Source organism: Streptomyces sp. NPDC005492, from assembly GCF_040605995.1.
GTDB lineage: Bacteria > Actinomycetota > Actinomycetes > Streptomycetales > Streptomycetaceae > Streptomyces.
Genome location: NZ_JBEXDX010000031.1, coordinates 55533 through 80466 on the forward strand (window position 1 = coordinate 55533; position 24934 = coordinate 80466).

The following is a 24934-nucleotide window of genomic DNA, read 5'->3' on the forward strand; positions in this document are numbered from 1 at the left end:
ACTCCCCGCCGCGCCCTCACGACGAACCCGCGAGCAGTGTCCGTCGCGGGCGACACCGCGCCAGGCCAGTCGCTGACCGTCTGGGCGATCACGCCGAGGGACGGGCCGTGGGCGGCGGCCGTCGACAGCTACTGGACCTGAGTTCACAACTACCAGCACCGATCGGGCCCTACGACCGGCCGATGGCGGTGTGAGGTCGCCCGTGTGACAGCACCGTCGGCTCAACGGCGGCCGTCCGTTCCCGCGAGCTTTGCCGTCGACAGGGCGACCCGGTTCCAGGTGTTGATGGTCAGGATCAGGGCGAGGACGTGGGCCAGTTCCTGTTCGTCGAACTGGGTGGCCGCCTGGGCGTAGACGTCGTCCGGGACGCCGGCGTCGGCCACGAGGGTCACCGCCTCCGTGAGGGCGAGTGCGGCCTGTTCGCGGTCGGTGAAGAGGTGCCGGGCCTCGCGCCAGAGGGCGACCATGTGCAGCCGGTCCTCGCTCTCGCCGGCCTTGCGGGCGTCGTTGGTGTGCATGTGGAGGCAGTACGCGCAGCGGTTGAGGTGCGAGGCGCGGATCTGGATCAGCTCGATCAGTGAGGGGTCGAGGCCCTCACGGGCGGCGGCGTCGAAGCCGATGAGGGCGCGGAAGACCTTCGGGGCGCATTTCGCGAGGTCGATGCGGGTCGCCGTACCGGTGATGTCGGTCGTGTTCGTCGTCATGTGATGAATCTACGAGCCGGAAAGGCCCACGGTAAGGTGCATTCTTGTGGCGAGGTCATGGGTCAATTCGGCGGAGCGGATCGGTGCCGATCTGTATCTGGAGCTGTCCGGATCGGGCGGACGGCGGGCCGTCCTCAGCGACGCGCTGCGCGCGGCCGTGCGCGACGGGCGGCTCGCCCCGGGCACCCGGCTGCCGCCGTACCGCTCACTCGCCGCGGACCTCGGTGTCGCCCGCAACACGGTCGCGGCCGCGTACGCGGAACTCGTCGCGGAGGGCTGGCTGACCGCGCGCCAGGGCTCGGGCACCCTGGTCGCCGAGCGAGCCCGTCCGCTCCGGGCGCAGCCGGCGCGCCACGCCGGGCACAGCCCGGTTACGGCACCTCCACGCGCGCGTGCGCCCCGGCACGACCTGCGGCACGGCACGCCCGACGCGTCCTCGTTTCCGCGCGCGGCCTGGCTCGCGTCCTACCGGCGCGCGCTCCAGCAGGCACCCGACGAGGTGTTCGGGCCCGGTGACCCGGCCGGCCGGATCGAGTTGCGGCAGGCGCTCACCGAGTACCTGGCACGCGCGCGTGGCGTACGGACCACACCCGACCGGATCGTGATCTGCTCCGGCTTCGCGCACGGGCTGCGGCTGCTGTTCGGTCAGGGCGGCGCCGGGGTGCTGCGCGGGCCGCTGGCCGTGGAGGCGTACGGACTCGGCTTCCACCGGAGTTGCTGCGGACGGCCGGCGTCCGGACCGTACCGCTGCCGATCGACGAACACGGCGCGTGCGTCGAGGAGTTGGCCAAGGAGCGGGCCGTACTGCTCACGCCCGCGCACCAGTTCCCGACCGGCGGCCCGCTGCACGCCGAGCGCCGGGCCGCCGTGATCGACTGGGCACGCGCGCGTGACGGGCTGGTCCTGGAGGACGACTACGACGGGGAGTTCCGCTACGACCGCAAACCCGTCGGCGCCGTCCAGGGGCTCGACCCCGAGCGGGTGATCTTCCTCGGCTCGGTCAGCAAGAGCCTGTCGCCCGCGCTGCGCCTGGGGTGGATGGTGCTGCCGGAGCGATACGTCGAGGGCGCGCTGGCGGCCAAGGGCGAGCGCGAGGCCTGGGTGAGCGTCCTCGACCAACTGAGCCTCGCCGACTTCATTTCGTCGGGTTCCTACGACCGTCATGTGCGGCGGATGCGGCAGCGGTACCGGCGCCGCCGTGACCGTCTGGTCGCGGCGCTCGCAGCGCGGGCCCCGCACATCGAGGTCACCGGGGTCGCCGCGGGCCTGCACGCGGTGCTGCGGCTGCCGCCCGGTACGGAGCGCTCCGCGCTCAAGGCCGCGGCCTGGCAGGGCGTCGCGCTGGACGGACTCGCCGCGTACCGGCACCCGGAGGCGGCACCGGCGAGCGCGACCACAACGGCCACGACAGTGACAGCGACAGCGACAGCGACTGAGGACGGCCTCGTCGTGGGCTACGCGACGCCTTCGGAGGCCGCGTTCGGGGCCGCGCTGGAGGCACTGTGCGAGGTGCTCCCGCCCGACGGGCCGAGGGGTGCCCCCGCTGCCGGATGAGCGGTCGTCGGCGCAGGCGGTCCGGCGGAATCTCGCCGTCGGACCGCCCTCGATCGAGCAGATCTCCTACGCGCTGTGCCTCGGCCACGATTGACACGTGCAAGTCATACAGCGGACGGGATCTGCGGGATCTGATCTACGCAGGATCCCATGGGTGGCAGTGTCGCGATGTGTGTTCAAGTGAGTACCAAAATAAGGAGGTTGAGGAGGGAAAAAGCATTCAGCACAGGCTCGGTCAGGAGAGCAGGAAATCCGCCTCGCCCGCTTTCGCCCCCTCGATGAAGGCCGTCATCTCGTCGGTGGTGTAGATCAGGGCCGGCCCGTCCGGGTCGGTGGACTGACGGACGGCGATCCGGCCGTCGGCGAGCTTCATCGCCTCCAGGCAGTTGCCGCCGTTGCCGCCGCTCCACGGCTTGTGCCAGCCTTCGCTTCCCAAGTCCCGCGCGGGCATACCGTTGTAGACGCTCATACGCGGCTTGATGCGATCCATTCACAGCTCCTTGCGGAGATCCTTGAGGATCTCCTTCGTGCGATGTGCCGTAGCGGCCTGCGCCGCCATGCGGTCCATGACCTCGAGGTGGGTCGCCACCTCTTGGCGCGCGTCCAGATAGACGGCGCCGGTCAGGTACTCGCTGTAGACCATGTCCGGCAGTTCTGACATGGCAAATCGGAACAGCACGAAGGGCCCGTACGTGCCCGGGTGCGGCCCCGAGGAGAACGGGGCGACCTGCAAAGTCACGTTGGGCAGCTTCGTGGCGTCGAGCAGTTTGTCGATCTGGGCACGCATCACCTCCGGGCCGCCGACCGGGCGGCGCAGGGCGGTCTCGTCCATGACGACCCAGAAGCGGGGCGCGTCGGGACGGGTGAGCAGGTCCTGGCGCTGCATGCGCAGCGCCACATGGCGCTCGATGTCGTCGGGGTCGGTCTGGCCGATGGCGCCCGACTTCAGCACACCGCGCGCGTAGTCCTCGGTCTGCAGCAGGCCGGGCACGAAGTGCGGTTCGTACGACCGGATGAGCGCGGCCGCGCCCTCCAGGCTGACGTGCATCGAGAACCAACCGGGCAGGATGTCGTGGAAGCGCTGCCACCAGCCGGGCTTGTTGGCCTCCTCGGCCAGCCGGACGAACGCCTCGGCCTCCTCGTCGGAGATGCCGTAGGACTTCAGCAGGAGTTGGAGGTACGGGATCTTGAGGGAGACCTCGGCCATCTCCATGCGGCGGACCGTGGCGGGCGCGACGCGCAGGACGCGGGCGGCCTCCTCGCGTTTGAGCCCCGCGCGTTCCCGCAGGTCCAGCAGGCGCCGGCCGAGGACGACCTGGCCGACCGTCGGTGCGGACCGCGGCTCGCTCACGCTCGACCTCCCCGAATGATTCCTGTGAGTCCTGATGAGTCCTGACGGCGGACATGTCCCGGCGGCGGACGAGTCCTGGCAGCCCGTGCGTCGTGGCGGCCGGGACCGGGAGCGCCGGCAGCCCGGCGACTGAATCCTGACAGCCCTGCGGCGCCATTCGAAGACTCATTCGAAGATCGGGACAGACCTCCGGAGATCCCAACTGGCGCCGCGCGACTTTCTGTTGCGAGCAGTGTGCCACGACCGTCCAGAGCGTCATACGGCACTCTGCATTTTTCATAGTGACACTTGCCAAGTGTTCACGGCGGGGCGATAGTGGCAAGCGTGATTCCGTCCGCGCCCTTAGGAACAGACGCCGCCGCAGGCCGCCCCGGTCTCGGTGCCGCTGCGGGAGCCGTCCCTGGTGGGGCCGCTGCCGAGCGCCGGTTCCGGTTCGAGCTGGCCGCCCATCCGGGTTCCCCCGCCCAGGCGAGACACCTGACGCGGGCCCGGCTGTCCGGCTGGTCCGTGTGCGAGGACACCTGCGACACGGCGGTTCTGGTCGTCTCCGAGCTCGTCACCAACGCGATCGTGCACACCGCGAGCAGCCACATAGTCTGCGAGCTGCACGACGTCGACGACCTGGTGCGGATAGCCGTCCGTGACGAGGGCTGTGCTCCCGGTGAGCCGCGTCCCTCCCCGCAGCGCCCCGATGAGGAGCACGGGAGGGGACTGCTTCTCATCGACGGGTTGTGCCGCGCCTGGGGTGCTCAGGAACACGGTCCCGGCCTGCTGGTCTGGGCCGACCTGCCGCGGCAGGCGGACCCGGTCACCGGCCACCACCCGGCCCCCGGCCACGACGTTTCCGCACCACGCAACGACCTGGGCTGGGGCGCACGACCCAAGCCGGTGCCGTCGGGCGGTTCGGGCGACGAGGACGAGGCGACGGCACACTTCGGGGCCTTCGAGGATCTGGGCGTATTTCCGGGGCGGGGGCATGGGGATGCCTCCGGCGGGCATGGGGGTGCCCGCGACTTCGGAGGTCTGGACCTCGACGGCTTCGGGGGGCGGGCGCACGAAACCGGGGGTGGTCACGGCAGCGGGGCCGGCTCCGGTACCTGGGGCGGCCTTGGCAACAAGGCCGGCTCCGGAACGCGAGGCCGGGAGGACGCTGGCCGATTCAGGGGGCTGGGCCAGGAGGACATACGTCCTTTCAGGGGGCTGGGCCACCAGGACGCCGGCGACCTCCCGGACTCCGCGGAGACGGGGCGCCCCGTCGGGTTCGGGGACTTCGGGTCGGGGGTCGAATGGGTCTGAGCGGCGTGTCCGGTCCCGGCCAGGTACTCAGTCTCGACACGCTGGTCCGTCTGGGCCGCGCGCTGCACGGTCCCGGCACGCCCCGGCGGCTGCCGGTCCCCGAGGGCATGACCGCTCCGCTCGGCTGTGACGCCGTCGCGGTACCCGCCCGTTTCGGACCGCTGGTCCTGCCCCGCCTGCCACGCGTCGGCTGTGTCTACGCCGACGAGGCGCACTGGTGGTGGATCGTCCCGTCCGACTCCGACTACGCCCTGGACTGGCCCGCCCCGGCCCGCTACACCACCGGCGCACTGGTCCCGGACGCTCCGCGTCCGCCCGGCCTCATCCACAAGCCGGACGGCAAGCTTCCGTACACCCCGCCGATTCCTCTGTATCTCGCGGTGTGCCGGGTGACGGGGGCTACGCCTTCTTGGTCGCGGCCCATCAGCGCGTAGCGCTCCGCGGGTTGGGCGGGTTTTGTCTGCGGGGTTGGTGGGGCATCGCGTGTTTCTCGGCGGTGGGTGGGTTTCGTCTGCCGGTCCGATGGTGGCGGGCTGCGCCCACGCGCCGAAGCCGTACGGCGATACAGCCCGCGCTCCTTTCAGGGCAGCACTCGTGACCCGTCAACACCTCGCCCACACGGCACAGCCGCACGGCCATACAGCGCCGCATCCCTTTCCCTGCGGCACCCGCAGCCCATCGACGCGCCCCCTCCCCCTCCAGCACCCCAGCGAGGTCCTCCCGCCCACTCCGCGCACCCCCCGCCCCCCCTTCAAGGCGTACGCCCGCGCGCCGCACCCTCTCCCTCTCGCGCCCTCCCCCGAACTGCCCCGCCCCGCGATAGTGGCCGTTCGTCCAGGATCGGGGGAGGTCGGTGGTGGAGAGTAAGGATGATGCGGAGCCCTCTGCGTCGGAGCGGCTGCTCTTTGGGGGTGCTCTGCGTTATGACATGGGGTGGAATCAGCACAACGGGGCGTTCCTGGAGCTGAGTTTCCGGGCGATGGTGACGCGGTTGCCGTCGATGCTGGGGTCGAGTTTCCGGCTGGCCTGGCAGGCGGATCCGCAGGCCGCGCGGATCGTGCTGGGGGCCGAGGCGGCCCGGGGTGCGACGCAGGCGGTGAGTCTGCTCGCGGTCAACAGTGTGCTGGGGCGGCTGATCACCGGCGGGGCCATCGCGGACCGGCTGCGCGGTGCCGTGCCCGCGCTCGTCACGATGGCCGCCGTGCTGCTGGTGGGCGCGCTGCTGCGGGCCGCGTCGACGTATGCGACCGGCCGTCTGGAGCCGAAGGTGGAGCGGGTCGCCACCGAGCTGTATCTGGAGCGGGCGGCGGCCGTGGAGCTGGCCGCGATCGAGGACCACGCGTTCCACAAGCTGCTGGACACCGCCCAGTACGGCGCCTCCTCGGCCCGCCGCATGATCTCGCAGGCGACTCGCGTGATGAACGCGCTGATCTCACTGATCGCCGCGGCGGGCGTGCTGACCGTGCTGCACCCGGCACTCCTCCCGCTGCTGGCGACGATGACCGTGCCGAGCGCTTGGGGCGCGCTCACGAACGCACGCCGTCAGTACGAGTCGTTCCACACCTGGGTGCAGCACGCCCGCGCCGGCCATCTCCTCAGCAATCTGCTGACCGAACCGGAGGCGGCCCCGGAGATCCGTGTGCACGGCGTCGGGCCGTTCCTGCTGCACCACTTCCACGAGATGTCGGAGAGCGCGGAGGCGGAGCAGGCCCGGCTGGCCCGGCTCGCGGCTCGCACCGGCCTGATCGCGGCGACCTGGACGGGCCTCGCCACGGCGGCGACGTACGCGACACTCGGCGGGCTGCTGCTGTCCGGTGCGATGGCGCTGTCGGTGGCGGGTACGGCGGTGATCGCGATCCGCACCGGCTCGGCGAGCCTCGACAACCTCGTCCTGGCGGTCAACCAGCTTCATCAGGAAGCCCTGTTCGTGGGCGATCTGCAGAAGCTGTACGAGGAGGCCGCCGAGTGGGCGATCCCGGTCGGCGGGGCGGCGCTGCCCGCGGAACCGCGGGAGATCCGCTTCGAGAACGTCACCTTCAGCTACCCCGGCGAGTCCACCCACCCCGCTCTCGACGACGTCAGCCTCGCCCTCCCGCTCGGCCGGATCATCGCCCTGGTCGGCGAGAACGGCTCCGGCAAGACGACTCTGGTCAAGCTGCTGGCCGGGCTGTACCGGCCGGACCGGGGCCGGATCCTGTGGGACGGCGTCGACGCGGCGGGCGCGGACCGGCACCAACTCGCCGACCGGATCGCGATGGTGGCGCAGAACTTCAAACGGTGGCCGTTCACGGCCCGCGTCAACGTGGCCATCGGCCGCTCGGCGGCGCCGCTCACCGAGGAGCGGCTGGCCGGTGCGGTCGCCGAGGCCGGTGCCGAGGAGGTGGTCGCGGATCTGCCGCGCGGCCTGGACACCCTGCTGGCCCGCAACTTCAGCGGTGGGCACGAGCTCTCGGGCGGCCAGTGGCAGCGGCTCGGGATCGCGCGGGCCGCCTACCGGCGCGGGCGGATCCTGATCGTGGACGAGCCGACGGCGGCCCTCGACGCCCGCGCCGAGCTGGAGGTCTTCGAGAAGATCCGGGCGCTGGCCGGCACCGGCCAGACGGTGGTCCTGATCACCCACCGGCTGGCGTCCGTACGCCACGCGGATCTGGTGCATGTCCTCGACCAGGGGCGGCTCGTGGAGTCCGGGACACCCGACGAGCTGCTCGCGAGCGGCGGTGTGTACGCGGAGCTGTACGCGCTCCAGGCGGACCAGTTCACCGCGAAGGTGCCCGCCCCGAAGGCCGGTTGACCGGGAGGGCTCAGGCGGCGGCGTCCACGGCGTCGCCGCTGCGCACGATCACCAGGAACGTGTCGGTCGCGATGTCCATGACGACCTCGGCGGGCAGCCCCTCCAGCCGGCGCGCCTGCGCGAACTCCTCCGCGGGCCAAGAACCGCGCGGTCCACCGGCGGGAAAACGCTCAAGCACCTTTCGCCCGTTCACCCTGTACCTCCCTGTCGTGCCGAACCCGGAGCGCTTCAAGACGTTCATGAAGCCTCGTTGAGTTAAACGACGACAGTACGGTGAACGGCTCGCGAAGTGACGGTACTGAGACATAGTCGACACCTGGCCGTCTACGTTCCGTATCAGTCCTCGTACTCGTCGTGATAAAGAACGCGCGCGCTCCCGGCGGGCGCCCCCAGCGCTGACGCGCGCCCCTTGGGCTCCTCCCACTCCTCCTGGCGTCCCAGCGCGGTCAGGTCCAGGAAGGTGGTGGTCGAGCCGAGCCCGTCGAGCCCGCGCTCATAGGTCGAGTAGGTGTGGAAGACCCGGTCGCGGTCCCGCAGGAAGCAGCTCACACCGGGCCGCTCGACGGGTTCTCCGTCCCCGACGAGCGTCACGTCGAAGTCCCAGTTGAAGTCCTGGCCGAAGGACGAGTACCAGGGCAGCGTCCAGCCCATCCGCGCCTTGAACGGCAGGATTTTCGTGTACGGCGCCCTCGACACTGCGGCGAACGTCGTGCCGCGCGCCTTCAGATGGGCGAGATGGCCGATCTGGTCGAGGAACGCCGAGCAGCTACGGCAGCCCGCGTCCCACTCGGGCGCGAACATGAAGTGGTATACGACGAGTTGGCCGCGTCCCTCGAAGAGGTCGAGCAGGGTGGCCTTCCCGTCGCCGCCCTCGAAGAGGTATTCCTTGTCGATCTCCACCATGGGCAGGCCGCGCCGCTCGGCATTGAGCGCGTCCCGCGCGTGCGTGGCCGCCTTCTCCTTGACCAGCAGTTCCTTGCGCGCCGCGCGCCACTGCTCGCGCGAGACGATCTCCGGAAGCGACATGGGCCCTCCTGTGACAACGGTCCGTTGAGGGGTTGACCGGAGCGGGGAGCGGAACTCATCGCCGCCCCGAGAAAAACTTCAGACGGACTTCTTCGCGTACGTCACCGGGAGCGCGAGCAGCCCACGTGCGCGCAGCGACGGCCGCCACCGCACCTCGCCCTCCCCCAACTCCAGCTTCGGGAACCGCTCCAGCAGCGCGGCCAGCGCGATCTCGGTCTCGGCGCGGGCCAGCGGCGCGCCCAGGCAGTAGTGGATGCCGTGGCCCAGGGCGAGATGCCCGGTGGTGTCACGGGCGAGGTCGAGCCGGTCGGGGTCGGGGAAGCGGTCCGGGTCGCGGTTCGCGGCGGACGCGGACACCCAGACCGTCTCGCCGGCCGGGACGGTGACCCCGCCGATGGTGACGTCCTCGACGGGGAAGCGCCGGATGGCCAGCAGCGCGGGGCCTTCGTAACGCAGGAACTCCTCGACGGCGGCCGGGAGTTGGCTCGGGTCCTTGCGCAACGCGGCCAACTGCTCCGGGTGTTGGAGCAGGGCGAGCACGGCGTTGCCGATGAGCTGGACGGTGTTCTCGTACCCGGCGAAGAGGATGAGGAAGGCCAGCGACATCAGCTCGTCCTCGCTGAGCCGGTCGCCCTCGTCGCGTACGGCGATCAGGTCGGAGAGCAGGTCGTCGGCGGGCTCTTCGCGCTTGTCCGCGAGGAGTTGGGTGAAGAAGCCGAGCATCGCGACGACTGCGTGCTTGCCCGCCTCGGGCGGCGTCCCGGGTGCGGGCGCGACGAGGGTGTCGGTCCACACCCGGAAGTCCCGACGGTGCCGGTCGGGCACGCCGAGCAGATCGCAGATGACAGTGATGGGGAGGGGCGCGGCATAGGAGGCGATCAGATCGGTGTCGCCCATCTCGCCCAGCGTGTCGAGGAGTTGGTCGGCGGTGCGGCGAATGGGCGTACGGAGCTGCTCGGTCCGGCGCGGGGTGAAGGCGCGGCCGACCAGGCGGCGGATGCGGGTGTGGTCGGGCGGGTCCATGTTGAGGAGGTTGGCGTCGAGCGCGGGCGGCAGCGCGAAACCCTTGTAAGTCCCGGCCGTGGCATGCCTCTTGTCCAGCGAGAGCCGTGGGTCGGCCAGTGCCGCCCGGACGTCGTCGTACCGGGTGACGAGCCAGGCGGGGGTGCCGTCGGGGCCGGCGATGCGGTGCACGGGAGCGCTGTCGCGCAGGCGCCGGTACACGTCGTACGGGTGGTCGAGAAGGCCGTCCGCGAGATCCATGGAGACAGCGTAGAGGCGCGGCTCAGGTGTCGTATTCCTGGATCCGCCGACCGTGGCTCCGGACGACGAGTGCGGGCAGTCGGTCCTCCAACTCCCGTACGACGGCGGGCACATCGAGGGTGAGGAGCTCGCGGTCGCGCATCAGGACGCGGCCGTCGACGATGGTGGTGCGGACGTCGGCGGAGCGGGCGCTGTGCACGAGGGTGGCGGCGAGGTCGTGGACGGGCCGGGTGTGCGGACCGGTGAGGTCGACGAGGATCAGGTCGGCCCGGCGGCCCGGCGCGATGCACCCGATCGAACCACCCAGTCCGACCGCCCGGGCACTCTGCACGGTGGCGTGATGCAGCGCCTGACGGGAGGTCAGCCACCGCGGATCACCCTCGGTCGACTTCTGGATCAGGGCGGTGAGCGCCATCGACTCCCACACATCGAGGGAGTTGTTGGAGGCGGCACCGTCCGTGGCGAGTCCGACCGGGATGCCGATCGCGCGCAGGGCGCGGATCGGAGTGGTGTCGGGCCAGCCGAACTTGAGGTAGCCGCGGGGCGCGGTGGCGACCGCGATACGACCGCTCGCGCGCTCCAGGACGGGCAGGTCGCGGTCGATGATGCCGGTGCCGTGGGCGATGAGCAGGTCGGTGGCCAACAGGCCCGCGCGGTCGAGGACTTCGATGGGTGTGACGCCGTGGCGGGAGAGGCTGGCGTCGGTCTGGTCGCGGTTCTCGGCGGCGTGGAGGTGGACGGGAAGGCCGTGTTCCACGGCGAGTTCGGCGGTGGCGGCGAGGTCGGCGTCGGTCACGGTGTAGGGGGCGTGCGGGGCGAGGGCGGTGGTGATGCGGCCCTCGGCGGCGCCCCGGTGCCGTAGCGCGAACTCCACTGATCTCTCCCGCCCTTGAGGACCCTGGGAGGAGAAATAGGCCTCGCCGAGATGCGCGCGCAGGCCGCATTCGGCGACCACGGCGGCGACCGTGTCCATCGAGAAGTAGTGGTCGGCGAAGCAGGTGACCCCGGCGCGGATCATCTCGGCGCAGGCGAGCCGTGCCCCCAACTCGACGTCTTTTTCGGTGAGGTTGGACTCGACGGGCCAGACGACCTCGTTGAACCACTCCTCCGTGGGCAGATCCTCGGCGAGCCCGCGCAGCGCGACCATCGGCGCGTGGGTGTGGCAGTTGATCAGCCCCGGCAGGGCGACCTGCCCGCGCGCGTCGACATGTTCGACGGCGGCGAGACCGACCACGTCCGCCGCGCCTGTCACCGACTCGACGAGCCCGTCCCGTACGACGATCGCGGCGTCCTGTTCGAAGCCGATGCGTTCCTGGTCGTCGTGGACGAGGACGGCGCAGCCGGTGATCACCAGATCGGCGGGAGAGTCGCTCACTCTCCCAACGTACGACGTCGTCCTCGTCCCGGGTGAGCCGAACCGCGCATCCCGGCGTTGCGCTGTCGCGATCCGCCCCGGACCAGCACGCTTGCCTCATCACCACGGCTTCTGGAAGGAGCCCCGCATGCTCCTGGGCACCTGGAACCTCGAAAACCTCTACCGCCCCGGCGGCCCGTCCGGCCCCCCGGACAAGGCCTCCTACGACACGAAGCTCGCCTCCCTCGCCGCCGTGATCACGGAACTGGACCCGGTGCTGCTGGGCGTCCAGGAGGTCGGGGACCCGGCGGCGCTCGACGATCTCACCGGGCTGCTGGGCGGCGACTGGCACATCGCCCTGTCCACGCATCCTGACGTCCGGGGCATCCGCGTCGGCTTCCTCAGCCGCACACCGCCACGGATCGTCGCCGACACGAACGCCTTCCCCGCCCATCTGCGCCCGGTGCAGTCCGACGACGCGGGCACCGAGGAGCCGACGGCGGGCCGGGGCTTCCTGGCGGTGGAGGTCGCGACGGAGACCGGGCCGCTGACGGTCGCGGTCGCCCATCTGAAGTCGAAGCTGCTGACCTACCCGGGCAACCGTTTCTTCCCCCACGACGAAGGCGAACGGGCCCGCTACGGCGCCTACGCCCTCTACCGCCGGGCCGCCGAGGCGGCGACACTACGGTCCCTGGCCGACGACCTGCTGGCCGGCGACGGCCGCACCCGGGACGTGGCGGTGCTCGGCGACCTGAACGACGAGGTCCAGGCCGCGACCACCCAGATCCTGCTCGGCCCACCCGGCTCGGAGATCGGCACCCCCGGCTACGACCACCCCGACCAGGGCGACGCGACCCGCCTCTGGGACGTGGCCCCCCTCATCCCCGCCGACCAGCGCTACTCCCGTATCAACTCCGGCCGCCGCGAACTGATCGACCACATCCTGGCCAGCCACCACCTGATCCGACGCGTGACAGCGGCGGGCACGGGCCTACCGGGCGAGCAAGCGCCCCAACTGCCCTCGGTGGGCCCGGATCCGGCGGAGCGCCGCGAGGCACCGGGGTCGGACCACGCACCGGTGTGGGTGCGGGTGGAGTAGCCGCAGACGTACCGCCGAAGTCGCTATACGGCGACCGGCAGTTCGATCGCACGCAGCCCCACGCGCCCCCGCCCCCGCTCGAACTCCTCCAGCAGTTCGGTGAGTTGCTCGATGTGACGGTGTGTGAGTCGGCCCGTGTCGTCGAGGTGGACGGCGCAGGCGGTGGTGGTGTCCACGAGGCGTTCGAGGACGGCGGCGACCTCGTCGGTGCCCTCCGTGTGCCGGGCGAGGGCGGGGAGTTCGGCGGCCGAGACGGCGATGGCGCCGCGGGCCTCGGCGAGCGTGCGGTAGGCCTCGCGGCGCAGGGTCCAGCGTGCGGCGCGGTCGTCGGACTCGTTCAGCACGTGCACGAGGTAGGCGTGCGCGGCGTCGCCCGCCGCCGCGAGCCGGGCGCGCACGCCCCCGCCGCGCTTCCCCGGCATCGGCAGATGCCCGACGATCAGCACGATCGCGCAGGCCAGCAACGTCTCACCGATCCGGCCGGCGGAGGCCTGCGGTTCCCCGCCGACCATCACGAGGGAGAGCACCAGGACGGTGACGACGGCGGTCTGCGCGGCGAAGTGCCGGGTGGCGACGGGAATCAGCGCACCGCTGAGCGCCACCAGCGCGACCAGCCCCTCCGGCCGGGGCAGCACGGCGGCGAACCCGGCGAAGACCAGCGCCCCCAGCACGGTCCCCGCCGCCCGGCACAGCACCCGCGAGGCGAGCGGCCCCAGGTCGGGCTTGACGAGGAAGACGGCGGTGGCGGGCAGCCAGTACCAGTGCTCCTGGAGCCCGTTCCAGCGGCTCTGGTTCAGGGCCTGCGCGACGGCCACGCTCACGCCGAAGCAGAGGGCGACCCGCAGCCCATACTCCCTTCCCCCTGCCCCAAATGCCGTACGGAGCAGGTCGATCGGCGTCCGCCTACGCGTGTGCAGGTCACTCCCCTCCGCCTGGTCGAAGGCGTCGGCGGCGTGCAGCAGGGCGTCGTCGAGGGCGCGCAGGGCGGGGCCGGCACGGTGGGGCGCGGGCAGTGGCCCGGTGTGCGTGTTGTCGCGTACGGCGGCGGCGAGCCGGCGCGGCCCTTCGCCCGCCCGGGCCGACACGGCCTCCCCCGCCCAGGCGAGCGCGGTCGCGGCCTCGGCCAACGGCAGCGCGGCGGCGTACTGCCCGTGCAGCCGCCGCTCGGCGGCGGAACTGGCGTAGCGCCGCAGCCGGGGCCCCGCGAGGGCGTCCTGCGCGTGATCGAGCGCGGCGGTGAGCGCGGCACGCCGGTCCGTCGCGTCCGGCCCACCGGTGGCGTCGAGCAGCGTGGCGATCGCGTCGTACACGGCGGCTACGGCGTCCCGCTCGCCGTCGAACCGGTAGTCACCGGCGAGCGCACCGGGCGTGGGCAGCGCCAGCCGCAGCCCGACCAGCCACGCGGCCCCGGCGAGGAACGCGAGGGCGCGCTGCCATCCCGGCTCGGGGAGGGGCATTCCGGCGCCGATGGCGGAGGCGACGAGGAGTTGGGTACCGGCACCGGAGGCGACCGGTCCGATGGCGCTGAGCCCTCCGGCGACCAGCCCGATCCCGGTGAGGAGGAGGGTCAGCGGCACCGCTCCGAGATGTTGCCCGGCGGAGGTCCCGATCAGCAGCCCCGCGCCTCCGGCCACCGCGGGCCCACCGAGCCGCTTGACGGAGGCCCGCCGACTGCCGGGCCGGTCGTTGATCCCGGCGAGCATCGCCCCGAGCGCGGCCAGCACCCCGAGGGACGTCCGGTCGACCAGCACGGCGGCGAGGAGAAGCGGCCCGGCCGCCAACGCCCCCCGCGTGACCGCGCTCCAGGGGACCGGGCCGCGCTGGGCCCGGAGCGTGTGGGCGAGCCAGGGCGGGAGGGAGAACGCGACGGGACGACGGGACGACACAGGGCTCCTGTCCTGACGAGGGCGGGGGTGTGCCTTCGGGCGACGGTGGCCGGGCTCGGGGTGTGGTGTCCACGGTAGATCGCGTACTTGTGCGGGACGGGCCGCTCGTATTTCGACGGTGTGAAGGTTGGCGGTAGCGGTGCTTTCTTTATGAACGCAACGCCGAGAAAAGGTCTTCCGCGCCGGACACCGCACGAGCGAGCACGTCCGGTTCCGCGCGCAGCCCCGCCACGATGTCGTCGACGGGCCGCAGCCCGGCCCGCTCCAGCAACCGCTTCTCGTTCGTCACCCACTCCCCCCGCTCCGCCAGCACACCGTGCCCGGCCTGTACGGCGGCCACGGCGAGCGCGCCGGCGACTTCGGTGAGGCGGCCCTTCGGGACGTGGTTGGCCTGCGCGTACGCGAGAGTCGCCCGGGCTGTGCCGTGCCAGCGCTCGGCGGCGGCGCGCCGCAACTTCTCGGGATAGGCGTCCGGGCGCGGCAGTTCACCCCGCAGCACATGGTTGATCGCCAGTTCGGCGACGACCAGATAGCTCGGGATCCCGGCGAGATGGAACAGCAACGGCTCCACCCGGAACCGCCCTTCCCCCGCTTCGGCCAACTCCCGCTCCACCACGTCCAGATCGCGATAGTGCACATCGACCCGCCGCCCGTCGACCGTCAGCCAGGCACCGCCGTTGAAGACACCCCCGCCCCAGCCGCCGACCTCGGAGGCCTCGCCTTCCCAACCGATCGCGCGGAGGTCGGCGGGATCGAAGGGGCCCCGGTAGTAGACCGCCAAGTCCCAGTCGCTGTCGGGCCGATGGGTCCCCTGAGCACGGGAACCGCCGAGGGCCACGGCCCGGACGGTGGGGAGCGTGGCAAGACGGTCGGCGGTCGCGTCGAGAAACTCGGCGTCGTCGTCGAACATGGGCATGGCTACGGCTCCAAGCCGATTGTCAGTGGCGCGCGCTTCAATGGAATGGTCACTGAGAGTCACCACGGGGAGCAGTCGATGGCAGCGTACAAGACGAGCGGGAGCGGGCAGGAGCAGGGACCGGAGGACGGCGACGACGCCGGGTCGGCTCGTACGCATCTCTCCGTGGCCGGGCTGCACGCTCGGGGATGGACGGCCGCAATGGTCCGCCAACTGCTCGGCGAACCCGATCAGTTACGAGTCAATCCCCATCTCCGGGCGGCCCCACGCACCCGGCTCTACCGCGTCGAGCGCGTCGAGGCCGTCGAGCGGAGCAAGGAGTTCCGAGCAGCGTCCGCCGCTGCCGCACGACGATCCGCCACGGCCCGGGCCGCCGCCCGGCGCAGGCGCCGGGAGGTACTGACCCGGATCGCGACCGGACCGAGCCGGCTCGGGAGCACCGGGCGGGCCACTGCGGAGGAGCTGCTCCGGCGGCGGAAATGCGGATGCGGGCGCCACCGTCCACATGGTCCGCTGATGTCCCGCACCACGACGCCCGCCGCCAAGCCGCTCCCGGGAGACCCCGTGCTCGAACGTGTCACCGCCCCAGCCCTCTTCCCACCGCCCACGTACTCCCACGCCACCATCGTCGAAGCCGGTACGAAGCTCGCCTTCCTCGCCGGAGCGGTGCCGCTCGACGCCGACGGCAAGGTGGTCGGTGAGGGGGACGCGGTGCGGCAGGCGGAGCAGGTGCTCGTGAATCTCAAGGAGCAACTGCGGTCGGTGGGCAGCGACTTGGGGCATGTCGTGGCGACGGACGTGTACGTCGTCAGTGGCGAACCCTCCGTGTTGTCCGCCGTCTGGGAGGCGGTCGAGGCGTCCGGGCTCAGCGCGGGACCGCACTCCTCCACCCTCCTGGGCGTGGCCTGCCTCGGGTACACGGGCCAGCTCGTGGAGATCACGGCGACCGCCGTGGTACCGGAGGAGGGGGCACAGCCATGAGCCCCGCCGCCGACACCGCCGTCACGCTCCGCCGAGCCACTGCCCCCGACGCCCGCCCCGCCGCCGACGTGTGGCTGCGGTCGTTCTCCGCCGCGCTGCCGACCGTGGTCAGACCGCGTTCCGACGACGATGTACGCGACTACTTCCGGGACGTCGTCGTGCCGCTGCGCGAGATCTGGGTGGCCGACGCGGGGGACGACGGCGGGATCGTGGGGCTGATGGTGATCAACGGTGATCTGCTGTCCCAGTTGTACCTGGACCCTGAATGGCGCGGGCGGGGCCTCGGCGACCGGTTCGTCGGGCTCGCGAAGGAGCGGAGTCCGGGAGGCCTGCATCTGTGGACCTTCCAGGTCAACAAGCCCGCCCACCGTTTCTACGAGCGTCATGGCTTCGTCGCCGTCGAGTACACGGACGGCAGCACCAACGAGGAGCGGGAGCCGGACGTGCGGTATGTGTGGGAGCCCAAGTCGTAGGTGCGGGGCGCCCAGGGCGCGGCCGGGCGGATTGCACCAGGGGGCGGTGTGGCACGTGACCTGGCCGGTCGCGGCGGGGCGGCATGTCGATTCAGCCCCGCGCCGCCTAGGGCGCTTGTCCCCAGGCCCTCCTCTTGGGTACCGGTCGCTCGTAACTCCCCGCCCTGCTGGTCCGCAACCCCAGCCCCACCAACGACTCCGCCAGCTTCACCGCCGCCCCCACCCCGTCCACCACCGGCAGTCCCAGCTTCTCCCCCACCGCCCGCTGCAACCCCGTCATCCCGGCGCAGCCCAGCACCAGGACCTCAGCCCCGGCGGCGCACGCCCGTTCCGCCGCCGTGAGGAACGCTGTCTCCGTGCGGTCCGGGTCACCCCCCAGGTCGAGGACGCTCAGCCCCGTCCCCACGACCGCCGCGCAGTTCCGCCCCACCCCGGCCAGCTCCAGGCTGTCCTCGATCTGGCCGCGGGAGCGTTCCAGCGTGGTGACGACGCCGTACCGCCGGCCCAGCAGACAGGCCAGATGGGCGGCCGCCTCGGTGATGTCGACGACCGGTACGTCCACCAACTCCCGGACGCCTTCCCGCCCGTGCTCCCCGAAGCCGGCCATGACGACGGCGTCGTAGGACGGGCCGTCGTAGGTCCGCAGCAGGTCCATGACGGCCGCCGCCGAGAGGTAGCTGTCGAGCCAGCCCTCCGCCGATTCCGGCCCCCACGCGGGGGTCAGCCCGGTCACGGTGGTGCCCGGGCCTGCGGCGGCCCGGGCACCTCGTACGATCTCCTCGGTCATCTCCTGCGTGGTGTTGCAGTTGGTGACGACGATGCGCACTCCGCTCAGACCTCCACCGGTTCGGGAACGGGCTCGACAGCGGCTCGCTCGGTCCGGCAGATCAGCAGGTACAGGCCCGCGCCCAGTGCCGTACCGATGAACCACGAGTACGGGGCCACATCGCTGAACGTCTTCACCAGCGCGAGCACCGCCGCCACGGCCGCCGAGGGCAGGAAGGCCCACAGGGCCTTGGGGTTGACGCCCTTGCGGTAGTAGTAGCGGGAGCCGGGGGTCGCGTCGAACAGCTCGTCGACGTCGATACGGCCGCGCTTGACCAGGTAGTAGTCGACCATGATCACGCCGAACAGCGGGCCGAGGAAGGCGCCGAGTCCGCCGAGGAAGTAGTTGACGACGGTCGGGTTGGAGAAGAGGTTCCAGGGCGTCACGACCAGCGCGGCGACCGTGCTGATCATGCCGCCGATCTTGAAGGTGATCTTCTGCGGCCAGACGTTGGCGAGGTCGTACGCCGGTGAGACGAAGTTGGCGACGATGTTGACGCCCATGGTGGCGACGGCGAAGGTCAGCGCGCCCAGCACCATCACCCAGGTGTTGCCGACCTTGGCGACCAACTCCGCAGGGTCGGTGATCGCCTGGCCCCAGACCTCCAGCGAGCCCGCCGTGACGATGACCGAAACGACCACGAACGCGGTGGAGTTGATGGGCAGACCCCAGAAGTTGCCGCGCCGCACGGTCTTGTAGTCGGGCGCGAAGCGGGAGAAGTCGCAGAAGTTGAGCATCAGCGTGCCGTAGGTGGCGAGGATCAGCCCGATCGCGCCGAACCACTGCCGCCACTGCTCACCGAACGAGACCGGGTGCGGAGTCGAGGTGAGCGAGATGCTCCAACCCGCCTTCGACAGCACCCAGACGGCCAGCGCGATCATCACCAGCCAGATCGCCGGGCCGCAGAAATCCTGGAACTTCCGTACGGACTCCATGCCCTGACTGATGATCACCGCCTGGATCAGCCACAGCGACACGAAGGACACCCAGCCGAGGGCGTCGAGTCCCAGGAAGGAGTGGTGAGTCCAGGACTCCAGTCCCGGCCAGGCGGCCAGCAGCATCACATTGACGGCGACGGAGGCCAGGTAGGTCTGGATGCCGTACCACATGATGGCGATCACGGCCCGGATGAGGGCCGGGATGTTGGCGCCCCAGACGCCGAAGCTGATGCGGCTGACGACCGGGAACGGGACGCCGTGGGCCTGTCCGATCCTGCCCATCCAGTTCATGCCGACGTAGATGAGCACGAAGCCGACGAGCAGGGAGGTGAAGACCTGCCAGACGTTCATGCCGAGCACCAGCAGGCCTGCGGCGAAGGTGTAGTTGCCGAGGTTGTGGACGTCCGACATCCACATGGCGAAGAGGTCGAAGACCTTCCAGTTGCGCTTGCCGGCGGGGGCGAGGTCTTCGTTGGTGAGCCGGGGGTGGGGGACGAACGCTGGTGTGCCGGTGGCTTCGGCACGGTCGGCGAGGGACACGGGGCCTCCAGGGCAAGGGGACGGAGGTGCTGGGAGGAGCTGGGAACCAGGAGGAGAGCAGGACGGCTACCGATGTCGTTTGGTATACCAAACTGCCGCCATAGTCCTCCCGTCAACCGTTCCGACCGATGTCACCGCTGTTAACGCTCCGTAAAACACTCCCGGAGTCGGCGAAGATGGCCCCATGAGCTCCACGACAGCGAAGATCGAACCCCTCGGAGCGGTGCGCGAGCGCGTCCTGGCCACCCTTCGGCAGGACATCATCGCCGGTCGCCTCCGCCCCGGCGACCGGCTGGTGGAGCGCGAGCTGGCCGAGCGTTTCGGCGTCTCGCGGGTGCCGGTCCGGGAGGCGATCCGTGCCCTGGTCGCGGAGGGCTTCGTCCTCTTCGAGTCGGCGCGCCGCACGGTCGTACGACGGCTGACCCCGACCGACGTCAAGGAGCTGTTCGAGCTGCGCGAGGCGCTGGAGGTGTACGCGGCCGGACTCGCCGCGACCCGCGCGACTCCTCAAGCACTCGCCGAACTACGGGAGTTGCTGGCCAGTGCGGCGACGGCCACCAGGTCCGACGACGCCGAGGCGATCACCGACGTCAACACCCGTTTCCACGACCGCATCCTGGCCCTGGCCGGCAACAGCCTGCTGATCTCCGTGATGGAACCGGTCGACGGCCGACTGCGCTGGCTCACCCGCCAGAACGAGGAGTGGCCCCAACTCCTCACCGAACACGAGGAGTTGTACGAGGCCATCGCCTCCGGCGACCCGGACCGCGCCCGCGCCCACGCACTCAGCCACGTACAGGCGAACTACCGCTCCACCGTGCGCCACCTCTTCGGGGATGCAGAGCAATAGGCGGTAGGCGACACCTGTCGCGGCGGCCCGCGTCGGTTGGCCAACCGGCCTAGCGGCGGGCGTACTTGTCCGTCGCCGCCACCAACGCCGCCGCGACACCCGGCGCACCCGCGTTGTGCCCGGCCTCGTCCACGAGCACCAACTCGCTGCCCAGCCAGGCGTGGTGGAGCCGCCAGACGACACCGGTGAGGTTGCCGAGGTCGAGGCTGCCCTGGACGAGGGTGCCGGGGACGTCCTTGAGTAGAGGCGCGTCCCTGAGGACGACGCCCTCGTCGTTTCCCGCGCCGAGGAAGTGGTCATTGCCGAAGTAGTGCGTGACGGTGCGGGCGAAGCCCATGCGGAACTCCGGGTCCTCGTACCGCTCTTCGGATCGCGGCGGCGCGGGGACGATCGCCGTCTCCCAGTCCGTCCAGGCGCACGCGGCCCGCTCCCGCACCGGCCGGTCGGGCGACTCGAGGAGCCGGTTGTAGGCGGCGGCGAGGTTCCCGTCGCGTTCACCGGCGGGCAGCTCACCGATGAACCGCTCGAACGCCTCCGGGAAGAGCTTCCCAAGTCCCCTGGTCAGCAGGGCCACTTCGGGGTTGGAGCCGGTGGCGACGCAGGTCAGCACCAGCTCGGACACCACGCCCGGATACGTCTGCGCGTACCGCAGCCCGAGCACCGACCCCCACGACGCGCCCCACACCAGCCACCGCTCGATGCCCAAGTGCCGCCGCAGCAGCTCCAGATCGGCGAGGAGACGGTCCGTCGTGTTCACGCTCATGTCGGTGTCGTAGGCGCTCGCGTGCGGTGTGGAACGACCGCACCCGCGCTGGTCGAGCAGCACGATCCGGTACACGGCGGGGTCGAAGTAGCGCCGGAAGTACGGTGAACAGCCCGACCCCGGGCCGCCGTGCAGCACGACCGCGGGCTTGCCGTGCGGGTTTCCGCAGGTCTCCCAGTGGACGAGGTTGCCGTCGCCGACATCGAGCATGCCGTGGTCGTACGGTTCGATCTCGGGGTAAAGGCCCATCCGTCGACCCTATCCCCGGGCTCGTCCTCGCTACGGCGCGGTCGTCAGCCCCGCCGCCCCGGCCGCCGTGCGCAGCACGTCCCGCAGCATCACGGGGGTGAGCTTCCCGGTGAAGGTGTTGCGCTGGCTGACATGGAAGCAGCCGAAGAGGTCGAGGCCGCCGAGCGGTACACGCGCCCCGTGCCCGAACACCGGCCTCGGCCTCGGCACCGCCCACCCCGCCGCCGCGAACGCGGGGAGCGCCGCCTGCCAGCCGAAGGCGCCGAGTACGACCACGGCCTTCAACGTCGGCCGCAACAGGGTGAGTTCCTCGACGAGCCAGGACCGGCATGTGTCGCGTTCCGTGGGGGTGGGCTTGTTCTCAGGCGGGGCGCAGCGCACCGGCGAGCTGATGCGCACGCCGTACAGCTCCAGGCCGTCGTCGGCGCTCACGGCGGTCGGCTGCGAGGCGAGGCCGAGGTCGTACAGGGCCTCGTACAGGACGTCCCCGGAGCGGTCGCCCGTGAACATCCGGCCGGTGCGGTTGGCGCCGTGCGCGGCGGGCGCCAGGCCGATGATCAACAGGGGTGCGTCGGCCGGGCCGAAGCCGGGTACCGGGCGGCCCCAGTACGTCCAGTCGGCGAAGGCGGCGCGTTTGGTGCGGGCGACCTCCTCACGCCAGGCGACCAGGCGGGGGCAGGCCCGGCACTCGGTGATCCGGCGGTCGAGGTCGGACAGGTTCATGTCCCCACCGTAGGACGATCGCCTGTATCCGGGCGGGGTGAGGGCGGCTGCCTCGTCCGAAATCCGCCGGAGCCGGCCGGCTCGGGGCATTAAGGTCGAGGCATGGCTTCCGAGGGAGTGGACGAGACCGGCAAGGACGACGGAACGGGCACGGTGGCGCCCGCTCCCACGCCCGACGCCGCCGTGGCCGCCGCGAAGGCCGCCGGTCCCGCTACCGGTGAGAGCGTCCGCGTCGACAGTTGGATCTGGTCCGTGCGGCTGGTCAAGACCCGCTCCATGGGCGCCGCCGCCTGCAAGGGGGGCCACGTCCGCGTCAACGGCGAGCGCGTGAAGCCCGCCCACTCCGTCCACGTCGGCGACGAGGTACGCCTGCGCCACGAGGGCCGGGAACGCGTCGTCATCGTGAAGCAGGTGATCCGCAAGCGGGTCGGCGCCCCTGTCGCCGTCCAGTGCTACGTCGACAACTCCCCGCCGCCCCCGCCCCGCGAGGCCGTCGCCCCGGCCGGCATCCGCGACCGAGGTACCGGCCGCCCCACCAAGCGCGACCGCCGCGAGATGGAACGCCTGCGCGGCGCCCCCGGCATCCCTCCCAGCCCCCACCGCGACACGCAACGGTGACATCCGGCCCGGGCCCTCGGCCCACCGGATGCCACCACTGCCCTGCGCTCAGCCGTAGCCACAGCGATACGCCACGGATCACGCCCGTCGTCGTACCAGCCGCAGCAACTCCGCGTTCTGACCTCGGCGTGCCCAGGCGATCAGGGCGAGCGGGATGATCAGGATCAGCGGTGTCGCCGCGTTCTGACCGTGGAAGGCGGTCATCTGCACGAGGAACGCGCCCACCATCAGCGCGCTGAGCGCGGTCGCCGCGACCGACTGCAGCAGCGGGACCAACAGCGCGACGCCTCCGGCCAGTTCGAGTGCGCCGATGGTGTACATGGCTCCGCTGCCCCAGCCGATCTTGTCGAAGGCCTCCACGGCCGAGGGGTGCGCGATCAGCTTGGGCAGCGCGCTCGCGATGCCGTAGAACAGGGCGAGCAGCACCTGGAGGGCACGCAGCGCGATCCGGGCGCGGCGCCCGCGGGCGGTCGTGGACTCGGCGACGACGACGGTGCCGGAGTGTGCGGAAGCGAGGGGAGCGGCGGTCTCGGACATGGGGTTCTCCTGCGGGAAGCGGTCCGTGTTGCTGTCACAGAGATAGACCGCCGTCCACTCGGGAACTCATCGCCGCCGTACGGGATTTCCCGTCCGTCCCTTGGTCTGTCACTCCATCGGCACCGCCCGCACCCACACCCGGTCCGGTGTCAGATAGCTGTCCACCTTGAGCCCCGCCTCCGCCAACGCCTGCTCGAACTGGTCCTTCGTCAACGGCCGGGCCAGGAAGGTCTGGGTCCAGACCGCGTCCGGGAACACATACTCCGCGTGCACCGAGTTGACCCCGTCCCCGACCGGCTCCGCCGACACCATCCGCACGGTGAAGCCGCTGGGGTCGACGCGCTCGCGCGGCAGATCCGAGTGGTAGTTCTCCCCCTCCCGCTGGATCAGTACGCAGCCGCCCGCCGCGACATGCCGCACGCAGGTCCGCAGGAGTCCGCGCCGCACCTCGACGTCCCCGGCGTGCACCAGGAACGACGCGAGCGTCACCACGTCGAAGGTCTCGCCCAGGTCCAGGTCCTCGATGGGGCTGCATATCGTGCGTGCCCCGTGGACGCGCTCCAGCATCTCGGCGGACTCGTCGACCGCCGTGACCGTGAATCCGCGCTCCAGGAGGGGGTGGGTCATCCGCCCGACCCCGCTGCCCAGCTCCAGGATGCGCGCACCCGCCGGCACGGCCGCCGCCACGATGTCCGGCTCCTCTCCCACGGGAAGCCGCGAGTACAGCTCCACCGCGCAGCCGTCCGGGGTGATCGCCCCGGGCCCTGTCCCCTCGTACCCCTCACGCATTTCGATTCGCATGCCCGTCCAACGGCCCGCGGCCGCACGCCCGTTCCCGACTCGTACTGGTTCACCCGTACGAGTCAATTCCCCTTGGAACGGGAACAGTTGACGACACTGCGGGCGGCGCCGTCGACGACGCTCCGGCCGGTCAGGCTCCGAGCGGGAACCACCCGTGCCCGAGGTACCAGTGCCCGCCCGCCCGCAGATGATCGCCGACCGCCCGTTCCACTGAGGTACGCCGGGGCAGCTCCTCCACCGGCAGATCCGGCTCGCCGAAGACGAACCGGAGCGGCTCGCTGTCGGCCGGTTCCGTGTCCTCGCGGATCCCCCGGAACCGCTCCTGGAAGCGGACGATGTTGGATTCGCCGGGCAGGTACTTCCTCAGTTGCGGGTCGAGCAGCCAGGAGTGGCAGACCACGATCGCGTGGCGCTCCTCGGGGAAGTGCCGGGCGAAGAACGCGCGGGCCGGCTCCAGCGAGCGGTCGCAGGCGGCCGGTGAGAGCGGTCCCTGGAAGTCGGGGATGTGCAGGTTCAGGCAGGGTGCCCCCGGTTCCGCGTCCAGCCCGGCCGCCGTGAGCGCCTCAGCGGTGCGTTCCCCGAGCCGGGCCCGCTCGAACTGGAGCCGCCCGAGCTGGTACAGCTCGCCGCGGAAGTGCGGGACGAGCCACTGCGGGACGGGCACCCCTCCCCTGCCGTACCGCTTGCGGTGCACCGCGATGTTGCGGCCCAGGTCGGCGAGGGTGCGCCGGGAGACATCGGCGGGGATACCGCGTTCGCGGTGGTACGCGCGCGTGCTGGGCAGCGCGGCGACGAACACGTACACGGAGAAGTAGGCGCCGATCTCCGGCGGGGCCTCGGGCAGCCGGGCGAGGAGCAGCTCGGTGAGCCGGGACCAGTGGCCGTGCTCTCCGATGTCCTTCACCAGTTCCCCGGCGCACTCCTCCAGGAGTCGCATCGCGCCGGTGTCCCGCGCCAACACCCGGCGCAGTCGGACCAGTTCGTTGATGTCTTCGTGGGGCACCGCGAGGTCGAGCAGGATCTCGGGCAGTTCGTCGGCGTCCGGCAGCACAGTGCGCTTCCCCTCCCTGTGGAGAACGTCCGAGCCGAAGAGTACGTTGAAAGCAGGAGTAGTGATCCCGATGCGTACGGGCAGTGAGCCGATGACCGCGCGCAGTCCGCTGCGGGCGCGCTTCTGGCTGAGCGTGTGGGGACTGGTCTGGACGATCTTCGGCACGGCCGCGTTCGCCCTCGTCGGACGCCCCGGGTGGGCGGCGGCCTGCGGGGTGCTGTGGCTGGTCGTCACGATCGACATGACCATGATCCTCAGACATATGCGCCAGGGCCCGCACTACCAGCCGGGCCCCGACATCCCGCCGTACCGCCCGCCGGAGCACCGCTACCCCTGAGAGCCGC

The 24934-nt window shown here is 71.3% G+C and carries 24 protein-coding genes and 2 pseudogenes; 10 read left to right on the plus strand and 16 right to left on the minus strand.

Features of this window, described 5'->3' with window-relative positions; all coding sequences use genetic code 11:
* Positions 1 to 221 precede the first annotated feature (221 nt).
* On the minus strand, positions 222 to 704 hold the full coding sequence (locus ABZT04_RS32105) for a carboxymuconolactone decarboxylase family protein (protein WP_356060478.1): 483 nt from the start codon (positions 702 to 704) through the stop codon (positions 222 to 224).
* A 46-nt stretch (positions 705 to 750) separates the two neighbouring features.
* Here ABZT04_RS32105 and ABZT04_RS32110 point away from each other — a divergent pair.
* A pseudogene (locus ABZT04_RS32110) lies at positions 751 to 2258 on the plus strand (PLP-dependent aminotransferase family protein).
* A gap of 235 nt (positions 2259 to 2493) precedes the next feature.
* On the opposite strand, the gene ABZT04_RS32115 reads toward ABZT04_RS32110, so the two are convergent.
* Both ABZT04_RS32115 and ABZT04_RS32120 read right to left on the minus strand, forming a co-directional pair.
* Positions 2494 to 2748, minus strand: coding sequence for a DUF397 domain-containing protein (locus tag ABZT04_RS32115; RefSeq protein ID WP_019060458.1), 255 nt, complete (start codon positions 2746 to 2748; stop codon positions 2494 to 2496).
* Positions 2749 to 3609: a helix-turn-helix transcriptional regulator gene (locus ABZT04_RS32120; protein ID WP_356060479.1), complete on the minus strand. Its 861-nt coding sequence runs from the start codon at positions 3607 to 3609 to the stop codon at positions 2749 to 2751.
* A 315-nt stretch (positions 3610 to 3924) separates the two neighbouring features.
* Between ABZT04_RS32120 and ABZT04_RS32125 the strand changes: the two are divergent.
* The 3 genes and pseudogenes from ABZT04_RS32125 to ABZT04_RS32135 all read left to right on the plus strand — a co-directional run.
* Positions 3925 to 4533 (plus strand): annotated as a pseudogene (locus ABZT04_RS32125) (ATP-binding protein); the annotation flags it as partial.
* Positions 4534 to 4895: 362 nt separating this feature from the next.
* Entirely contained in the window at positions 4896 to 5339 is a 444-nt protein-coding gene (locus tag ABZT04_RS32130) for a hypothetical protein (protein ID WP_356060480.1), read from the plus strand.
* 494 nt (positions 5340 to 5833) lie between these two features.
* On the plus strand, positions 5834 to 7696 hold the full coding sequence (locus ABZT04_RS32135; RefSeq protein WP_356060481.1) for an ABC transporter ATP-binding protein: 1863 nt from the start codon (positions 5834 to 5836) through the stop codon (positions 7694 to 7696).
* Positions 7697 to 7706: 10 nt separating this feature from the next.
* Here the strand turns inward: ABZT04_RS32135 and ABZT04_RS32140 are convergent, their stop codons facing one another.
* The 4 genes from ABZT04_RS32140 to ABZT04_RS32155 form a co-directional block, all read right to left on the minus strand.
* A complete protein-coding gene (locus ABZT04_RS32140; protein ID WP_355913116.1) occupies positions 7707 to 7889 on the minus strand; it encodes a hypothetical protein in 183 nt (60 codons plus the stop codon).
* Positions 7890 to 8032: 143 nt separating this feature from the next.
* Positions 8033 to 8722: a DUF899 domain-containing protein gene (locus tag ABZT04_RS32145; RefSeq protein WP_355913119.1), complete on the minus strand. Its 690-nt coding sequence runs from the start codon at positions 8720 to 8722 to the stop codon at positions 8033 to 8035.
* A 78-nt stretch (positions 8723 to 8800) separates the two neighbouring features.
* Entirely contained in the window at positions 8801 to 9985 is a 1185-nt protein-coding gene (locus tag ABZT04_RS32150; RefSeq protein WP_356060482.1) for a cytochrome P450, read from the minus strand.
* A gap of 22 nt (positions 9986 to 10007) precedes the next feature.
* Positions 10008 to 11360 carry an amidohydrolase gene (locus ABZT04_RS32155; RefSeq protein ID WP_356060483.1) on the minus strand — a complete coding sequence of 451 codons (1353 nt, stop codon included), beginning with the start codon at positions 11358 to 11360 and terminating at the stop codon, positions 10008 to 10010.
* Positions 11361 to 11487: 127 nt separating this feature from the next.
* Between ABZT04_RS32155 and ABZT04_RS32160 the strand changes: the two genes are divergently transcribed.
* Positions 11488 to 12438 carry an endonuclease/exonuclease/phosphatase family protein gene (locus tag ABZT04_RS32160; RefSeq protein ID WP_356060484.1) on the plus strand — a complete coding sequence of 317 codons (951 nt, stop codon included), beginning with the start codon at positions 11488 to 11490 and terminating at the stop codon, positions 12436 to 12438.
* Between the two features lie 23 nt (positions 12439 to 12461).
* On the opposite strand, the gene ABZT04_RS32165 is transcribed toward ABZT04_RS32160, so the two are convergent.
* The gene (locus tag ABZT04_RS32165) at positions 12462 to 14324 is read right to left on the minus strand and encodes an FUSC family protein (protein ID WP_356060485.1); all 1863 of its coding nucleotides are present in this window, start codon (positions 14322 to 14324) and stop codon (positions 12462 to 12464) included.
* Positions 14325 to 14472: 148 nt separating this feature from the next.
* Positions 14473 to 15240: a nucleotidyltransferase domain-containing protein gene (locus tag ABZT04_RS32170; protein WP_356060486.1), complete on the minus strand. Its 768-nt coding sequence runs from the start codon at positions 15238 to 15240 to the stop codon at positions 14473 to 14475.
* 564 nt (positions 15241 to 15804) lie between these two features.
* Here ABZT04_RS32170 and ABZT04_RS32175 point away from each other — a divergent pair.
* Positions 15805 to 16221 carry a RidA family protein gene (locus tag ABZT04_RS32175; protein WP_356060517.1) on the plus strand — a complete coding sequence of 139 codons (417 nt, stop codon included), beginning with the start codon at positions 15805 to 15807 and terminating at the stop codon, positions 16219 to 16221.
* Complete coding sequence (locus ABZT04_RS32180) at positions 16218 to 16694, plus strand: GNAT family N-acetyltransferase (RefSeq protein ID WP_356060487.1); 477 nt, start codon at positions 16218 to 16220, stop codon at positions 16692 to 16694. The genes ABZT04_RS32175 and ABZT04_RS32180 overlap by 4 nt, the downstream gene beginning before the upstream one ends.
* A 106-nt stretch (positions 16695 to 16800) precedes the next feature.
* Here ABZT04_RS32180 and ABZT04_RS32185 read toward each other — a convergent pair whose 3' ends face one another.
* Both ABZT04_RS32185 and ABZT04_RS32190 read right to left on the minus strand, forming a co-directional pair.
* Positions 16801 to 17520, minus strand: a complete 720-nt coding sequence (locus ABZT04_RS32185; RefSeq protein ID WP_356060488.1) for an aspartate/glutamate racemase family protein — start codon at positions 17518 to 17520, stop codon at positions 16801 to 16803.
* Positions 17521 to 17525: 5 nt separating this feature from the next.
* Positions 17526 to 18998: an NCS1 family nucleobase:cation symporter-1 gene (locus ABZT04_RS32190; protein ID WP_356060489.1), complete on the minus strand. Its 1473-nt coding sequence runs from the start codon at positions 18996 to 18998 to the stop codon at positions 17526 to 17528.
* A 184-nt stretch (positions 18999 to 19182) separates the two neighbouring features.
* Between ABZT04_RS32190 and ABZT04_RS32195 the strand changes: the two genes are divergently transcribed.
* Positions 19183 to 19848, plus strand: a complete 666-nt coding sequence (locus tag ABZT04_RS32195) for a GntR family transcriptional regulator (RefSeq protein WP_356060490.1) — start codon at positions 19183 to 19185, stop codon at positions 19846 to 19848.
* A 49-nt stretch (positions 19849 to 19897) separates the two neighbouring features.
* Here ABZT04_RS32195 and pip read toward each other — a convergent pair whose 3' ends face one another.
* Complete coding sequence (gene pip, locus ABZT04_RS32200; RefSeq protein WP_356060491.1) at positions 19898 to 20860, minus strand: prolyl aminopeptidase; 963 nt, start codon at positions 20858 to 20860, stop codon at positions 19898 to 19900.
* Between the two features lie 30 nt (positions 20861 to 20890).
* A complete protein-coding gene (locus tag ABZT04_RS32205; RefSeq protein WP_356060492.1) occupies positions 20891 to 21583 on the minus strand; it encodes a uracil-DNA glycosylase in 693 nt (230 codons plus the stop codon).
* Positions 21584 to 21685: 102 nt separating this feature from the next.
* On the opposite strand from ABZT04_RS32205, the gene ABZT04_RS32210 reads away from it, so the two are divergent.
* Positions 21686 to 22201 carry an RNA-binding S4 domain-containing protein gene (locus ABZT04_RS32210; protein WP_356060493.1) on the plus strand — a complete coding sequence of 172 codons (516 nt, stop codon included), beginning with the start codon at positions 21686 to 21688 and terminating at the stop codon, positions 22199 to 22201.
* Positions 22202 to 22279: 78 nt separating this feature from the next.
* On the opposite strand, the gene ABZT04_RS32215 is transcribed toward ABZT04_RS32210, so the two are convergent.
* The 3 genes from ABZT04_RS32215 to ABZT04_RS32225 all read right to left on the minus strand — a co-directional run bounded on the left by ABZT04_RS32215 (position 22280) and on the right by ABZT04_RS32225 (position 24590).
* Positions 22280 to 22738: a DoxX family protein gene (locus tag ABZT04_RS32215; RefSeq protein WP_356060494.1), complete on the minus strand. Its 459-nt coding sequence runs from the start codon at positions 22736 to 22738 to the stop codon at positions 22280 to 22282.
* A gap of 108 nt (positions 22739 to 22846) precedes the next feature.
* On the minus strand, positions 22847 to 23539 hold the full coding sequence (locus tag ABZT04_RS32220; protein ID WP_356060495.1) for a class I SAM-dependent methyltransferase: 693 nt from the start codon (positions 23537 to 23539) through the stop codon (positions 22847 to 22849).
* Between the two features lie 130 nt (positions 23540 to 23669).
* Positions 23670 to 24590 (minus strand): acyltransferase domain-containing protein, encoded by a 921-nt coding sequence (locus ABZT04_RS32225; RefSeq protein WP_356060496.1) that lies wholly within the window; start codon positions 24588 to 24590, stop codon positions 23670 to 23672.
* Positions 24591 to 24660: 70 nt separating this feature from the next.
* Between ABZT04_RS32225 and ABZT04_RS32230 the strand changes: the two genes are divergently transcribed.
* The gene (locus tag ABZT04_RS32230; RefSeq protein WP_356060497.1) at positions 24661 to 24927 is read left to right on the plus strand and encodes a DUF6343 family protein; all 267 of its coding nucleotides are present in this window, start codon (positions 24661 to 24663) and stop codon (positions 24925 to 24927) included.
* The last annotated feature ends 7 nt before the right edge of the window (positions 24928 to 24934 follow it).

Bases quoted from the DNA above. Each gene is read 5' to 3' on its own strand.
- ABZT04_RS32105 (WP_356060478.1), bottom strand. From the start codon at position 704: ATGACGACGAACACGACCGACATCACCGGTACGGCGACCCGCATCGAC.
- ABZT04_RS32115 (WP_019060458.1), bottom strand. From the start codon at position 2,748: ATGGATCGCATCAAGCCGCGTATGAGCGTCTACAACGGTATGCCCGCG.
- ABZT04_RS32130 (WP_356060480.1), top strand. From the start codon at position 4,896: ATGGGTCTGAGCGGCGTGTCCGGTCCCGGCCAGGTACTCAGTCTCGAC.
- ABZT04_RS32135 (WP_356060481.1), top strand. From the start codon at position 5,834: ATGGGGTGGAATCAGCACAACGGGGCGTTCCTGGAGCTGAGTTTCCGG.
- ABZT04_RS32145 (WP_355913119.1), bottom strand. From the start codon at position 8,722: ATGTCGCTTCCGGAGATCGTCTCGCGCGAGCAGTGGCGCGCGGCGCGC.
- ABZT04_RS32150 (WP_356060482.1), bottom strand. From the start codon at position 9,985: ATGGATCTCGCGGACGGCCTTCTCGACCACCCGTACGACGTGTACCGG.
- ABZT04_RS32160 (WP_356060484.1), top strand. From the start codon at position 11,488: ATGCTCCTGGGCACCTGGAACCTCGAAAACCTCTACCGCCCCGGCGGC.
- ABZT04_RS32170 (WP_356060486.1), bottom strand. From the start codon at position 15,240: ATGCCCATGTTCGACGACGACGCCGAGTTTCTCGACGCGACCGCCGAC.
- ABZT04_RS32180 (WP_356060487.1), top strand. From the start codon at position 16,218: ATGAGCCCCGCCGCCGACACCGCCGTCACGCTCCGCCGAGCCACTGCC.
- ABZT04_RS32195 (WP_356060490.1), top strand. From the start codon at position 19,183: ATGAGCTCCACGACAGCGAAGATCGAACCCCTCGGAGCGGTGCGCGAG.
- pip (WP_356060491.1), bottom strand. From the start codon at position 20,860: ATGGGCCTTTACCCCGAGATCGAACCGTACGACCACGGCATGCTCGAT.
- ABZT04_RS32205 (WP_356060492.1), bottom strand. From the start codon at position 21,583: ATGAACCTGTCCGACCTCGACCGCCGGATCACCGAGTGCCGGGCCTGC.
- ABZT04_RS32210 (WP_356060493.1), top strand. From the start codon at position 21,686: ATGGCTTCCGAGGGAGTGGACGAGACCGGCAAGGACGACGGAACGGGC.
- ABZT04_RS32215 (WP_356060494.1), bottom strand. From the start codon at position 22,738: ATGTCCGAGACCGCCGCTCCCCTCGCTTCCGCACACTCCGGCACCGTC.
- ABZT04_RS32220 (WP_356060495.1), bottom strand. From the start codon at position 23,539: ATGCGAATCGAAATGCGTGAGGGGTACGAGGGGACAGGGCCCGGGGCG.
- ABZT04_RS32230 (WP_356060497.1), top strand. From the start codon at position 24,661: ATGCGTACGGGCAGTGAGCCGATGACCGCGCGCAGTCCGCTGCGGGCG.